Raw genomic sequence first — 11,253 nt, 5'->3', positions numbered from 1 at the left:
GCGAAGGCAAACCATGAAACGCTACCTGATATTCGCAGCTGTCGGCCCGTTCCTCGGCGGGTTCCTGATGCTGTTCGCCACCACTTACGCGTCCGGCTACTGGACCCAGACCAGCGCCGCGGAAGTGACAAAACTGTTCGTGGTGTTCGGCAAGACGCTGCAATTCGCCTATCTGTTCGGCATCGTGCCGGCGCTGATGATGGCCGCGGTGGACGATATTCTGTTCCACGTCCGACGGATCGGCTGGGTGGCCCGGATGCTGATCGTGGGAGCGATCGCCTTTGCCATGGCGCAATTGATCTACGGCGGCCTCCGACTGGAGCCCGGCGCCGTGCAGTTCATTCTCTACGGCCTGCCGGGTCTCGTCCCGGCGGTGGTGGCGTCATGGCTGGCGCATAAATTTGCCGAGCCGCAGCCACAGCCAGCCGCCTGACCGCGACGGCGTGACGCAACTTGCGGCCGGCTGGCGCGTTACCATGTGATGGCGATGTCGAACGAAGAAATCATTTCCCCCAACCCGACGCGGTCCCGGAACAATTCCGGGGCCGGTTTTCGCGGCGCCACGGCGCGTGGTCCCGTCATCGATCAGGACGGGAGGGAGATCCGCCCGGAGACGCTGGGCCCGCAGGCCGGCGGCTTTCACTTTGATTTCGGCACATCGAGCGCCAATCCGTTCGGCAATCTCACCCGTGAGCAGCGGCTGGCGCGGCTCGATGCGCTGTCGAAACTGCTCGACGTCGCCTTCATCGTGCCCGGCACCAACATCCGCTACGGCATCGACGGCCTGATCGGATTGATCCCGGTGGTCGGCGATATCATCACCACGGCGATTTCGCTGTGGGTGGTGCGCGAGGCGCGCGCGCTCGGCGCGCCCTGGCATCTGACGACGCGGATGCTCGGCAATGTCGCGCTCGATGGCGTGGTCGGTCTGGTACCGCTCGCCGGCGATGCCTTCGACGTCATGTTCCGCGCCAACGTCCGCAACGTGCGCATGCTGCAGCGCTGGCTGGACAAGCAACCGCGCTAGCGCGTCGCGAGAGACGGCACTGGCGCGGGATCATCGAACATGAAGTCTTACGCGGCGTCCGCGTTGGCATCGGCGCTGGCGGGCTCGGGCTCGGGGGCACGCGGGCGGCGCTCGAGCGGAAAGTCCTGGCTTTCATACAGCGTGCGGATGCCGCTCTGATCGAAGCGGGCTTCGTCGACCTGCAAATAGGCGCCGTTCAGCGAATCCGCCGGCAATTCCTCGATGGCGAAGCGAACCGCTTCGGCCGCAGTGCCAAATCGCCGATAGGCGAAACCCGCCCGCTTCTTCTTGCGGATCGCGGCAGGAAACAGTTCGGCGGCAGTGTTGTAACTGAAGGCAGCCATGGTCAGTGACCTCTAATCTTTTTCGTGAGAACGCGATTCGGAAACCGCGAACGTATCGTGCGGGCGGGCTCAAGGGCGCGTCGGCACACGTCATTTCAGGACAGTCTTTAATATAAGCTCGTTTGCCAGAAATGCGACTCCTGACGGGCCGGATGATGAATCCGGGCACCTCCGTACCGGTCAAAAAATATATCGTTTTATTTCAATGGCTTGAGCGGCCTAGAGCTTGCCGAGCAGCAGCAGGATCAGCAGCACGACCAGAATAACGCCGCCGAGACCCATGCCGGAGTGGCCCATGCCGTAGCCATAGCCGCCAAACCGGCCGCTGAAGCCGCCTAATAGGAAAATAATCAGGATGATGACGAGTATCAGACCGAGCGACATGGCACTCTCCCCTGGGGGCGGCCGGCGGATGAAAATCCGTCATCCCGCCTTCCCATAGCAAAGCATATCCGGGGCGAAGGTTCCATCGAGGGGAACCTGAGATGGTGCGTGAGAGAGGGCGACTCTTCCCCTCTCCCCTTGTGGGAGAGGGTGGATCGAATGCGCCTAGCGCATTCGAGACGGGTGAGGGGTTCTTTCGCGGATGGAGCCCCCTCATCCGGCAGCCTTCGGCTGCCACCTTCTCCCACAAGGGGAGAAGGGAAGAAGAGCCGCGATTTACTTCTTCTCTTCGATCGGCACCACCTTGAGCGGCGAGGTGTAGGGTTCGACGCGCAGCGACTCGCTGGCGATCAGGCCGACCTGGCGCAGCGGTGCCTGTTCGAGATCGCCGGTCGGCGCCTTGCGCACCGCATATTGCCATGCGGTCATCGAGCCCTTCGCCACCAGCATTCTGGCGATGCCGCCGGCATGGTTGCCCTCCAGCTTCGCCAGTTCGTCCGCGGTCAGCCCGATCACGATTTCATCCTTCGCGGTGATGACCTTGAACAGGGAGACCTGGTCTGCGGCGAAAGCGGGCTGGATCACAATGCACTCCATGATGAGGCCGGCGAGGCCAATTGCAGGCAACAGGCGGGACGAAATTGACGACATCTCGAGACTTTCCGTGGGTTTGCGCGCGAGGCAGGAGAAGCGAAATGACCAATGAAAACCCCGCGCGACCAGCTCTTGGTCGCACGGGGCGGATGATTGGTTCGAACGCTAGTATTTGCTGCCGATCCTTCGAGACGGCCACTTCGTGGCCTCCTCAGGATGAGGTCTAAACCTGCTGAAGCACAACCACCTCATGCTGAGGAGCGAGCGCCGCGAGCGTCTCGAAGCATGGGCAGCAAGCGATAGACCTCGCGAGAACTCACTTCGGCTGCAGCTTCAGCGCCGCCGAATTGATGCAATAGCGCAGTCCGGTCGGTCCGGGGCCGTCCTCGAAGACGTGACCGAGATGGCCGTTGCACTTCGAGCACAGCACTTCGGTCCGCACCATGCCGTGGGTGACGTCGCGCTCCTCGTCGACATGGCTCTCCAGCGCCGGCCGGGTAAAGCTCGGCCAGCCGCAGCCGGAATCGAACTTGGCGTCGGACTCGAACAGCGTCTGGCCGCAGCCGGCGCAGGTGTAGGTGCCCGGCCGATGCTCATGCTCGTATTCGCCGGAGAACGGCCGCTCGGTCGCCTTCTCGCGCAGCACCGCATACTGCATCGGCGTCAGTTCCTTGCGCCACTCGGCCTCGCTCTTCTCGACCTTGCCGCCCGTCGTCTTGGTGTCGGACAATGCATTCTCCCGTGGTTGATCGTCATTGCGAGCGAAGCCAAGCAATCCATGCTGCAGCAAGGGAAGAGATGGATTGCTTGGCTTCGCTCGCAATGACGGGAAACTATTTTCTCAATTGGTGACCTTGGCCTGGCTCACCAGCGTCGGCTTCGCGATGTAGTTTTCCGCAAAGATCTTCTTCAGGTTCTCGACCTTCGGGATGTCGTTATAGGCAATATAGGGCTGGGTCGGGTGCAGCGTCAGGTAGTCCTGGTGATAGGCCTCCGCCGGATAAAACGCCTCCAGCGGCCCGACCTTGGTCACGATCGGCTTCTTGTAGACCTTGGCGGCGTTGAGCTGGGCGATATAGGCCTCCGCCACCTTCTTCTGTTCGTCGGAATTGGTGAAGATCGCCGAGCGGTAATGCGGGCCTGTGTCCGGGCCCTGGCGGTTCAGCTGCGTCGGGTCATGCACGACGGAAAAGAAGATCTGCAGCAGCTTGCCGTAGCTGATCTTCTTCGGGTCGTATTTGATCTCGACCGTTTCGGCATGGCTGGTGGCGCCGGTGGAGACCAGGGTGTAGTTGGCGGTCGCCTTGCTGCCGCCGGCATAGCCGGACACCGCGTTGAGGACACCGGCGGTATGCTGGAACACGCCCTGCACGCCCCAGAAACAGCCGCCCGCCAGAATGGCGGTCTGGACGCCGTCGGCGGCCTTAACGTCCATCATGGGGGCGGGGATGATCACGGCATCTTCGGCGGCGCGCGCGGGCGCGATGGCCAGGGTCGAGATCGCCAGCGCGCCGAGCGCGGCGGCGCAGAGCGAAAGACGGGTGAAGCTGCGGGACATGAGGTTTCCTCTGGGGTCAGCGGATTGGTTGATAGTTTAGAGCGGCCGTCGCGGTTCGCAACGCCGGCGGCCGGCCCGATGTCCCCAAGATACGCGGCGGGGCGGGGGTTGTTACATCAGGATGCACACGAGTTCGTGAATGGAAGCGGCGTGTGTTCAGGATGTTACGTGTCCCGGACGCGGTGCAGCGCATCTTAGCGCTGCTCCGCAGAGCCGGGACCCACGGCACCGACACCGCAGCATGGGCCCCGGTTCAGCAGCGCACCGCGAAGACGCGCTGCGCTGCGCCCGGGGCACGGCAGCGTCAGATCACCACGCTCAGCCGCTTCGCGGCGCGGGTGATGCCGGTGTAGAGCCACCGCCCGCGGCTTTCTCCGAACGCAAAGCTCTCGTCGAACAGCACCACGTCGTCCCATTGCGAGCCCTGCGACTTGTGCACCGTCAGCACATAGCCGTAGTCGAACTCGTCATAGGGCTTGCGCTGTTCCCACGGGATGGTGTCGATGGCGCCGCCGAAGCAGTCGCCGCGCACCGAGACTTTTGTCACCTTGGCTCCGAAATCCTCGTCGGGCGACAGGCGCATGGTGATGATCTGCGATTTCGACGCCGCGCGCGACTTCACCCGCCACAGTCCGCCGTTGAACAGGCCCTTCTTGCGGTTGTTGCGGAGACAGACGAGTTTGTCACCGGCCACGGGCAAGGGATCCTCGATGTTCTGCTTCTGCCGCACCCGCATGTTGTAGGCGCGCCGCGTGTTGTTGCGGCCGACCAGCACCTGGTCGGCCTGCATCACCCTGTTTGGATCGAGTTCGTCGCGCGACACCACCTGGCTTTCGCCGTAGCGGCCGATGTCGAGGTCGCGGCCCTCGCGCACGTCCATCGACATCCGGATGATCGGATCGTCCTGGGCCTGGCGATGCACCTCGGTCAGCATCACGTCGGGCTCGCAATCGGTGAAGAAGCCGCCGCCCTGGATCGGCGGCAGCTGCGCGGGGTCGCCGAGCACCAGCAGCGGGCATTCGAACGACATCAGGTCGCGGCCGAGTTCGGCGTCCACCATCGAGCATTCGTCGATAACGATGAGCTTGGCCTTGGAGGCCGGCGCGTCGTCCCATAATTCAAAACTCGGCTGCTCGACGCCGGATTCCTTCGCGCGGTAGATCAGCGAGTGGATGGTCGAGGCGTTGTCGCAGCCCTTGTTGCGCATCACCAGGGCGGCCTTGCCGGTGAAGGCCGCGAATTTCACGCCGCCATCGACGCCCTCGGCGATATGCCGCGCCAGCGTGGTCTTGCCGGTGCCGGCAAAGCCGAACAGCCGGAACACCGGCGGCGTGCCGTTCCTGCCGGGTTTGGCCTTGAGCCAGTCGGCAACGGCCTTCAGCGCGGCGTCCTGATGGGGCGTAAAGGTGGTCATGAGGGCTCGAATGGGGGGATGGTCGAGACGGCAATGGGCCGCGACTCAGCCTTCCCAAGCTAACCATTCGAGCCGTCAGCGCAAGCCGCCGGCCCTGATGGCGCTACTGCCAGCCCGGGACGCCCTTCATGTCGGGCAGCTGGTGGGCGATGCCCTTGTGGCAGTCGATGCAGGTCTTTTCGCTGGTGAACAGGAAGCGCTGATGCGCCACCGAGGCGCGCGGCGACTGTTTTGTAATATCCATCGACTCCGAGCTGTGGCAATTGCGGCATTCCAGGGAATCATTGGCCTTGAGGCGCGCCCATTCGTGCAGCGCCAGTTCGAGCCGGTGGTCCTTGAATTTTTCCCGGGTGTCGATGGTGCCGAACAGATGGCCCCAGACTTCCTTGGAAGCCTGCATCTTGCGCGCGATCTTGTCGGTCCAGTTGTGCGGGACGTGGCAGTCCGGACAGCTGGCGCGCACCCCGGAGCGGTTGGAGAAATGCGCGGTGCTCTTCAGCTCGGCAAACACGTTATCCTTCATCTCGTGGCAGCCGGTGCAGAACTTTTCGGTGTTGGTGATTTCCAGCGCGGTGTTGAAGCCGCCCCAGAAAATCACGCCGGCGACGAAGCCGGCGAACACCAGCGCGCCGAGCCCGAACACCGAACTGGGCCGGCGCAGCACGCCCCACAATTCGACGATGAAATTCCAGAGACGTGCCAGCCAGGACGGCCGGGGCGTCGACGGGTCGACCGCGCTCATCGGCGACCTCCCGGCGTCGCGCGGCTGATCAGCGTGTCGACGTCGATGAAGTCATTGGCGATCGGCGCCTTCACCACGTTCTGCGGCACGTGGCAGGAGGTGCAGAAGAACCGGCGCGGCGACACCGTGGAGAGGAACTGGCCATCGCGATCCATGAAGTGGGTGATCGAGACCATCGGGGCGTTCGACTCGCCGGTGCGGGCGCGGGCGTGACAGGACAGGCACTTGTTGCCGTTGATGTCGATCTGATAGCCCTCGACCGAATGCGGGATCACCGGCGGCTGCTCCGGATAGTTTCGCACCTCCTTCTCCGAGGTGTTGCGCATCGGCGTCATCGGCGGGGCGGGGCCCTCCTCGTTGAGCGGGGTCGGGCCGCGCAGGCCCGAATTGAGCGACTGCGCCAGCAGCGAACTCGAGCCGGCCGCCAGCGCGATCGCCAGCAGGAGGACAAAGGGTTTTCCGATCATGTCGTGCTCACCTTTTCGATGCGCACCGCGCATTTCTTGAAATCGGTCTGCAGCGAGATCGGATCGGTGGCGTCCAGCGTCACCTTGTTGATCAGCTGCGCCTCGTCGAACCACGGCACGTACACCAGGCCGCGCGGCGTCTTGTTGCGGCCGCGGGTCTCGACCCGGGTGCGAATGAAGCCGCGGCGCGACTGCACCCTGATCTCATCGCCGCGCCGCAGCTTGAGCTCGGCGGCGTCGTCGGGATGCATGAAGCACACGGCCTCGGGGAACGCCTTGTAGAGCTCGGGGACGCGCCGCGTCATGGTGCCGGAATGCCAGTGCTCCAGCACGCGGCCGGTCGAGAGCCAGAACGGATACTCGCTGTCGGGGGATTCGGCGGCCGGCTCGAACGGCAGGGCGAAAATCCGCGCCTTGCCGTCCGGAAAGCCGTAGAACTGCACGCCGGCCCCGGCCTTCACATAGGGGTCCCTGCCCTCGCGAAAGCGCCATTTGGTTTCCTGGCCATTGACGACGGGCCAGCGCAGCCCGCGCTCGCGATGATAGGTCTCGAACGGCGCCAGATCATGGGCATGACCGCGGCCGAAAGCGGCATATTCCTCGAACAGGCCCTTGTGGACGTAGAAGCCGAACGCCTTCGACTCGTCGTTGCCGTAGCCGGCTTCGATGTCGGACAGCGGGAATTTGTCGACCTGGCCGTTCTTGAACAGCACGTCGAACAGCGTCTTGCCGCGGTATTCCGGCTTCTTGGCGATCAGCTCTTCCGGCCAGACTTCCTCAACCTTGAAGCGCTTGGAGAATTCCATCAGCTGCCACAGGTCCGACCGCGACTCGCCGGGGGCGGTGACCATCTGGTGCCAGAACTGCGTGCGCCGTTCGGCATTGCCGTAGGCGCCTTCCTTTTCCACCCACATCGCGGTGGGCAGGATCAGGTCGGCGGCGAGCGCCGTCACCGACGGATAGGCGTCGGACACCACGATGAAGTTTTCCGGATTGCGGAACCCCGGATAGGTCTCCTCATTGGCGTTGGGCCCGGCCTGCAGATTGTTGTTGACCTGCACCCAGTAGGCGTTGAGCAGGCCGTCCTTCAGCATCCGGCTCTGCAGCACGGCGTGATAGCCCGGCTTGTCGGGAATGGTGCCCTCGGGCAATTTCCAGATCTTCTCGGAGATGTCGCGATGCGCCTTGTTGGTCACCACCATGTCGGCGGGCAGACGGTGCGAGAAGGTGCCGACCTCGCGCGCGGTGCCGCAGGCCGAGGGCTGGCCGGTCAGCGAGAACGGGCTGTTGCCGGGCTCGGAGATTTTCCCCGTCAGCAAATGGATGTTGTAGACGAGGTTGTTGCACCAGACGCCGCGGGTGTGCTGGTTGAAACCCATGGTCCAGAAACTCGTGACCTTGATCTTGGGGTCGGCATAGAGCTCGGCCAGCGCCTCGAGCCGGTTGACCGGCACGCCCGACATCTCCGCCGCCTTCTCCAGCGTGTAGTCGGCGACGAACTTGGCGTAGTCCTCGAAACTCATATCGGTCGAATCGTTGGCTTTCGCCGCACCCGTCGCCTTCTTCTGCAGCGGATGTTCGGGGCGAAGGCCGTAACCGATGTCGGTCTGGCCGCGCTTGAACATGGTGTGCGCGGCGACGAACGCCTTGTTGACCCGTCCGGTCTTGATGATGTGGTTGGCGATGGCGTTGAGGATATAGAGGTCGGTCTGCGGCTTGAAGATCATGCCGATGTCGGCGAGGTCGAACGAGCGGTGCTCGAAGGTCGACAGCACGGCGACACGGACATGGGCGGCCGAGAGCCTGCGATCGGTTACCCGGGTCCACAGGATCGGGTGCATCTCGGCCATGTTGGAGCCCCAGAGCACGAACGCATCCGCCTGTTCGATGTCGTCGTAGCAGCCCATCGGCTCGTCGATGCCGAAGGTACGCATCATGCCGGCCACCGCGGAGGCCATGCAGTGCCGCGCATTGGGATCGATGTTGTTGGTACGGAAGCCGGCCTTGAACAGCTTGACGGCGGCATAGCCTTCCCAGATCGTCCATTGCCCGGAACCGAACATGCCGACCCCGCTGGGGCCGCGCTTCTTCAGCGCCGCCTTGTATTTCTCCGCCATGATGTCGAAGGCTTCATCCCACGACACCGGCGTGAACTCGCCGTTCTTGTCGTATTTGCCGCCGGTCTTGCGCAGCATCGGCCTGGTGAGACGGTCGTGGCCGTACATGATCTTGGAAAGGAAATAGCCTTTCACGCAGTTGAGCCCGCGGTTGACCTCGGATTTGATGTCGCCGTGGGTCGCGACCACGCGGTTGTCCTTGGTCGCCACCATGACGCTGCAGCCGGTGCCGCAGAACCGGCACGCCGCCTTGTCCCATTTCAGCTCGCTGGTGGCGCGGTCGGTGACGACGTTCGCCGCCAGCGCCGGCGTGGCCATGCCGCCCGCCAGCGCCGCCATCGCGGCGGCCTCCAGCTTCAGAACCTGGCGGCGGTCGAGTTTGGGTGCGGTCATGACAATTCTCCCGGCGTAGATTCCTGGCTGGGCATGATCTTTTCCGAAAACCGGTTGCCGCTTTGCGGTAACGCGGCCGTTCGGGTCGGGATCATGCCCTGATCAGCTGGCTTCGATGGCGTGAAAGACGAGCGAGGCGGTGTAGACGTCGGGCAACAGCGCGATGGTGTTGAGCGTCGATCCGAGCGCGCCGGCATCGGCGGCATCGACCACGACGACCAGCTTGCCCTTGGGATCGCGGCCGTAGATCTCGCATCCGGCCAGCGCCACGATGGCGGTTTCCACGCTGGCGAGGCGCTCGGGCCGCGCCTGCACCAGAATGCTGGCGATCTCGCCGCCGGGCGGCGTGACCACCTGGTCGGCATTCAGCAGACGGCCGGTGATGAGGGCCCGTCGGTCGATGGCGTTGTGAGGTCTGGCCACGGGATTTTCCTTGAAAAGGCTTGGACTAGCGCGGGGGAGGGCCGGGGGGACCGGCCAGCATCTGGTAGACCCAGACAGCGAGCCCGTAGCTGCCGACGGTGGCGACCGCGCAGGCCGGCAACAGCACCGCCGTCAGAAACAGAAACGCAAAGATTTCCATGCGCCTACGGCGGGGCCGTCCACCCGTGTCGTTGCCAGCGGCCGACATGTTGCGTCTCACTCAAATTGTAATGATCGGCGGCATCAGGGCCGCTGCCTATGCATCAGTTTCGGGCTTCGAATCGAATCACGCCTTGATCTGGATCAATTCTAACACGGTTCCCCGGCGTTCGGCCGCGACCAAACGACCTTTCATTCGTTCCGTCCCGCGGAATTGGCTTGGCGATGGACTCGGCTCTTGCGGCTATTAGAATACCGCCAACAACAAGCCGGTCGCGGAGGACGCATCATGAAGTTCGGCATCTTTTACGAGCTGCAATTACCGCGACCGTGGCAGGCCGGCGACGAACTCAGTCTTTACCAGAATGCGCTGACGCAGCTGGAGACCGCCGACCGGCTCGGCTACGACCATGCCTGGGTGGTCGAGCATCATTTCCTGGAAGAATATTCGCATTCGCCGTCGCCGGAATCGTTTCTCGCCGCGGCCTCGCAGCGCACCAAAAACATCCGGCTCGGCCACGGAATCTTCCAGCTCACCACCAACCATCCGGCCCGCGTCGCCGAGCGCGTCGCGGTGCTCGATCTGCTCAGCAACGGCCGCTGCGAATTCGGCATGGGCGAAAGCGCCTCGATCACCGAGCTGACGCCGTTCGGCCGCGACATGGAAACCAAGAAGGAAGTGTTCGAGGAGGCCGTGGCCGCCATCTTCCCGATGTTCAAAGACGGCGGCAGCGAGCATCACGGCAAGTATTTCGACATTCCGCTGCGCAACGTGGTGCCGAAGCCGGTGCAGAAGCCGCATCCGCCGTTGTGGATGGCGTGTTCGCAATTGCCGACCATCGAGCGCGCCGGCCAGCACGGTTTTGGCGCGCTCGGCTTCCAGTTCGTCAGCGCCGACGCGGCGCATGCCTGGGTGCACGCCTATTACAACGCCATTACAAAGCGGCTGAAGAAGCTGGCGGATTACGAGATCAACCCGAACATGGCGCTGGTGTCGTTCTTCATGTGCGCGAAGACCGACGAGGAAGCCCGCGCGCGCGCCGACGGCGCCACCTTCTTCCAGTTCGCGCTGCGCTTCTACGGCGCCTCGCAGAACCGGCAGCGGCCCGATCCCGGCACCGTCAACATGTGGGACGAATACAACAAGTGGAAGCGCGACAATCCGGAAGCCCAGGAGGCGGCGCTGCGCGGCGGCCTGATCGGCTCGCCGGAAACCATCCGCAAGAAACTGCGCCGGTTCCGCTCCTCGCACATCGACCAGGTGATCCTGCTCAACCAGGCCGGCAAGAACAGCCACGAGCACATCTGCGACTCGCTGGAACTGTTCGCAAAGGAAGTGATGCCGGAATTCCGGGAAGACCCCGAACATGACGCCTGGAAGGCCGGCGTGATGAGCGGCGCGATCAAGCTCGAGGAAATCGACACCGAAGCCTTCACGGATCGTTACGGCAAACTGGCGGTCAGTGTCGCTCCGGCGAAGGCGGCGGCGGCGGGCTAGAGCGCGGACCCATTACTTGCCCATATTCGGATTGATGTTCCATTCATAATCGCTGAGTTCGCAGCTCCGGTTTCGGAGCTTGAATCACGTCTCGGGCAACGCCATCAGCCCGCCATGACCTGCGGCGTTGTTG

Annotated in this window: 14 protein-coding genes; 3 read left to right on the top strand and 11 right to left on the bottom strand. The window is 63.6% G+C overall.

All coding sequences use genetic code 11. The features are described 5' to 3' along the window. Window positions 1-13 precede the first annotated feature (13 nt). Entirely contained in the window at window positions 14-433 is a 420-nt protein-coding gene (locus Q7U29_RS21250) for a DUF5413 family protein (RefSeq protein WP_304744505.1), read from the top strand. 48 nt (window positions 434-481) lie between these two features. Then, complete coding sequence (locus Q7U29_RS21245; RefSeq protein ID WP_304744504.1) at window positions 482-1,027, top strand: DUF4112 domain-containing protein; 546 nt, start codon at window positions 482-484, stop codon at window positions 1,025-1,027. 47 nt (window positions 1,028-1,074) lie between these two features. Here the strand turns inward: Q7U29_RS21245 and Q7U29_RS21240 are convergent, their stop codons facing one another. The 11 genes from Q7U29_RS21240 to napE all read right to left on the bottom strand — a co-directional run bounded on the left by Q7U29_RS21240 (window position 1,075) and on the right by napE (window position 9,671). Further along, window positions 1,075-1,371, bottom strand: a complete 297-nt coding sequence (locus tag Q7U29_RS21240; protein ID WP_304744503.1) for a hypothetical protein — start codon at window positions 1,369-1,371, stop codon at window positions 1,075-1,077. Window positions 1,372-1,590: 219 nt separating this feature from the next. Continuing rightward, window positions 1,591-1,755: a DUF3309 family protein gene (locus Q7U29_RS21235; RefSeq protein ID WP_304744502.1), complete on the bottom strand. Its 165-nt coding sequence runs from the start codon at window positions 1,753-1,755 to the stop codon at window positions 1,591-1,593. 276 nt (window positions 1,756-2,031) lie between these two features. Then, on the bottom strand, window positions 2,032-2,406 hold the full coding sequence (locus Q7U29_RS21230) for a hypothetical protein (RefSeq protein WP_304744501.1): 375 nt from the start codon (window positions 2,404-2,406) through the stop codon (window positions 2,032-2,034). A gap of 259 nt (window positions 2,407-2,665) precedes the next feature. Continuing rightward, a complete protein-coding gene (gene msrB / locus Q7U29_RS21225) occupies window positions 2,666-3,079 on the bottom strand; it encodes a peptide-methionine (R)-S-oxide reductase MsrB (RefSeq protein ID WP_304744500.1) in 414 nt (137 codons plus the stop codon). A gap of 111 nt (window positions 3,080-3,190) precedes the next feature. Then, window positions 3,191-3,907, bottom strand: a complete 717-nt coding sequence (msrA, locus tag Q7U29_RS21220; RefSeq protein WP_304744499.1) for a peptide-methionine (S)-S-oxide reductase MsrA — start codon at window positions 3,905-3,907, stop codon at window positions 3,191-3,193. 304 nt (window positions 3,908-4,211) lie between these two features. Continuing rightward, window positions 4,212-5,321: an ATP-dependent RecD-like DNA helicase gene (locus Q7U29_RS21215; protein ID WP_304744498.1), complete on the bottom strand. Its 1,110-nt coding sequence runs from the start codon at window positions 5,319-5,321 to the stop codon at window positions 4,212-4,214. Window positions 5,322-5,424: 103 nt separating this feature from the next. Further along, window positions 5,425-6,063, bottom strand: coding sequence for a NapC/NirT family cytochrome c (locus Q7U29_RS21210; protein ID WP_304744497.1), 639 nt, complete (start codon window positions 6,061-6,063; stop codon window positions 5,425-5,427). After that, window positions 6,060-6,563, bottom strand: a complete 504-nt coding sequence (locus Q7U29_RS21205) for a nitrate reductase cytochrome c-type subunit (protein ID WP_370691806.1) — start codon at window positions 6,561-6,563, stop codon at window positions 6,060-6,062. The genes Q7U29_RS21210 and Q7U29_RS21205 overlap by 4 nt, the downstream gene beginning before the upstream one ends. Next, window positions 6,527-9,040 carry a nitrate reductase catalytic subunit NapA gene (napA, locus tag Q7U29_RS21200; RefSeq protein WP_304744495.1) on the bottom strand — a complete coding sequence of 838 codons (2,514 nt, stop codon included), beginning with the start codon at window positions 9,038-9,040 and terminating at the stop codon, window positions 6,527-6,529. Before napA ends, Q7U29_RS21205 begins: the two co-directional genes overlap by 37 nt. A 102-nt stretch (window positions 9,041-9,142) precedes the next feature. Next, window positions 9,143-9,463 carry a chaperone NapD gene (locus tag Q7U29_RS21195; protein WP_304744494.1) on the bottom strand — a complete coding sequence of 107 codons (321 nt, stop codon included), beginning with the start codon at window positions 9,461-9,463 and terminating at the stop codon, window positions 9,143-9,145. Window positions 9,464-9,488: 25 nt separating this feature from the next. Further along, window positions 9,489-9,671: a periplasmic nitrate reductase, NapE protein gene (gene napE, locus Q7U29_RS21190; RefSeq protein ID WP_304744493.1), complete on the bottom strand. Its 183-nt coding sequence runs from the start codon at window positions 9,669-9,671 to the stop codon at window positions 9,489-9,491. A 240-nt stretch (window positions 9,672-9,911) separates the two neighbouring features. Here napE and Q7U29_RS21185 point away from each other — a divergent pair, with 240 nt between their 5' ends. Beyond that, window positions 9,912-11,120 (top strand): LLM class flavin-dependent oxidoreductase, encoded by a 1,209-nt coding sequence (locus Q7U29_RS21185; protein WP_304744492.1) that lies wholly within the window; start codon window positions 9,912-9,914, stop codon window positions 11,118-11,120. Window positions 11,121-11,253: the final 133 nt, after the last annotated feature.

Origin of the sequence: Bradyrhizobium sp., assembly GCF_030654605.1 — a bacterium.
Classification (GTDB): Bacteria; Pseudomonadota; Alphaproteobacteria; order Rhizobiales; family Xanthobacteraceae; genus Bradyrhizobium.
The sequence above is the reverse complement of the archived record's forward strand: the minus strand, read 5'-3'. Positions and strand labels throughout refer to the sequence as shown.

Coding starts and splice junctions, on each gene's coding strand:
- napA (WP_304744495.1), bottom strand. CDS start 9,040: ATGACCGCACCCAAACTCGACCGCCGCCAGGTTCTGAAGCTGGAGGCC.
- Q7U29_RS21230 (WP_304744501.1), bottom strand. CDS start 2,406: ATGTCGTCAATTTCGTCCCGCCTGTTGCCTGCAATTGGCCTCGCCGGC.
- Q7U29_RS21185 (WP_304744492.1), top strand. CDS start 9,912: ATGAAGTTCGGCATCTTTTACGAGCTGCAATTACCGCGACCGTGGCAG.
- Q7U29_RS21235 (WP_304744502.1), bottom strand. CDS start 1,755: ATGTCGCTCGGTCTGATACTCGTCATCATCCTGATTATTTTCCTATTA.
- Q7U29_RS21250 (WP_304744505.1), top strand. CDS start 14: ATGAAACGCTACCTGATATTCGCAGCTGTCGGCCCGTTCCTCGGCGGG.
- Q7U29_RS21205 (WP_370691806.1), bottom strand. CDS start 6,563: ATGCGCGGTGCGCATCGAAAAGGTGAGCACGACATGATCGGAAAACCC.
- Q7U29_RS21240 (WP_304744503.1), bottom strand. CDS start 1,371: ATGGCTGCCTTCAGTTACAACACTGCCGCCGAACTGTTTCCTGCCGCG.
- napE (WP_304744493.1), bottom strand. CDS start 9,671: ATGTCGGCCGCTGGCAACGACACGGGTGGACGGCCCCGCCGTAGGCGC.
- Q7U29_RS21245 (WP_304744504.1), top strand. CDS start 482: ATGGCGATGTCGAACGAAGAAATCATTTCCCCCAACCCGACGCGGTCC.
- Q7U29_RS21215 (WP_304744498.1), bottom strand. CDS start 5,321: ATGACCACCTTTACGCCCCATCAGGACGCCGCGCTGAAGGCCGTTGCC.
- Q7U29_RS21210 (WP_304744497.1), bottom strand. CDS start 6,063: ATGAGCGCGGTCGACCCGTCGACGCCCCGGCCGTCCTGGCTGGCACGT.
- msrA (WP_304744499.1), bottom strand. CDS start 3,907: ATGTCCCGCAGCTTCACCCGTCTTTCGCTCTGCGCCGCCGCGCTCGGC.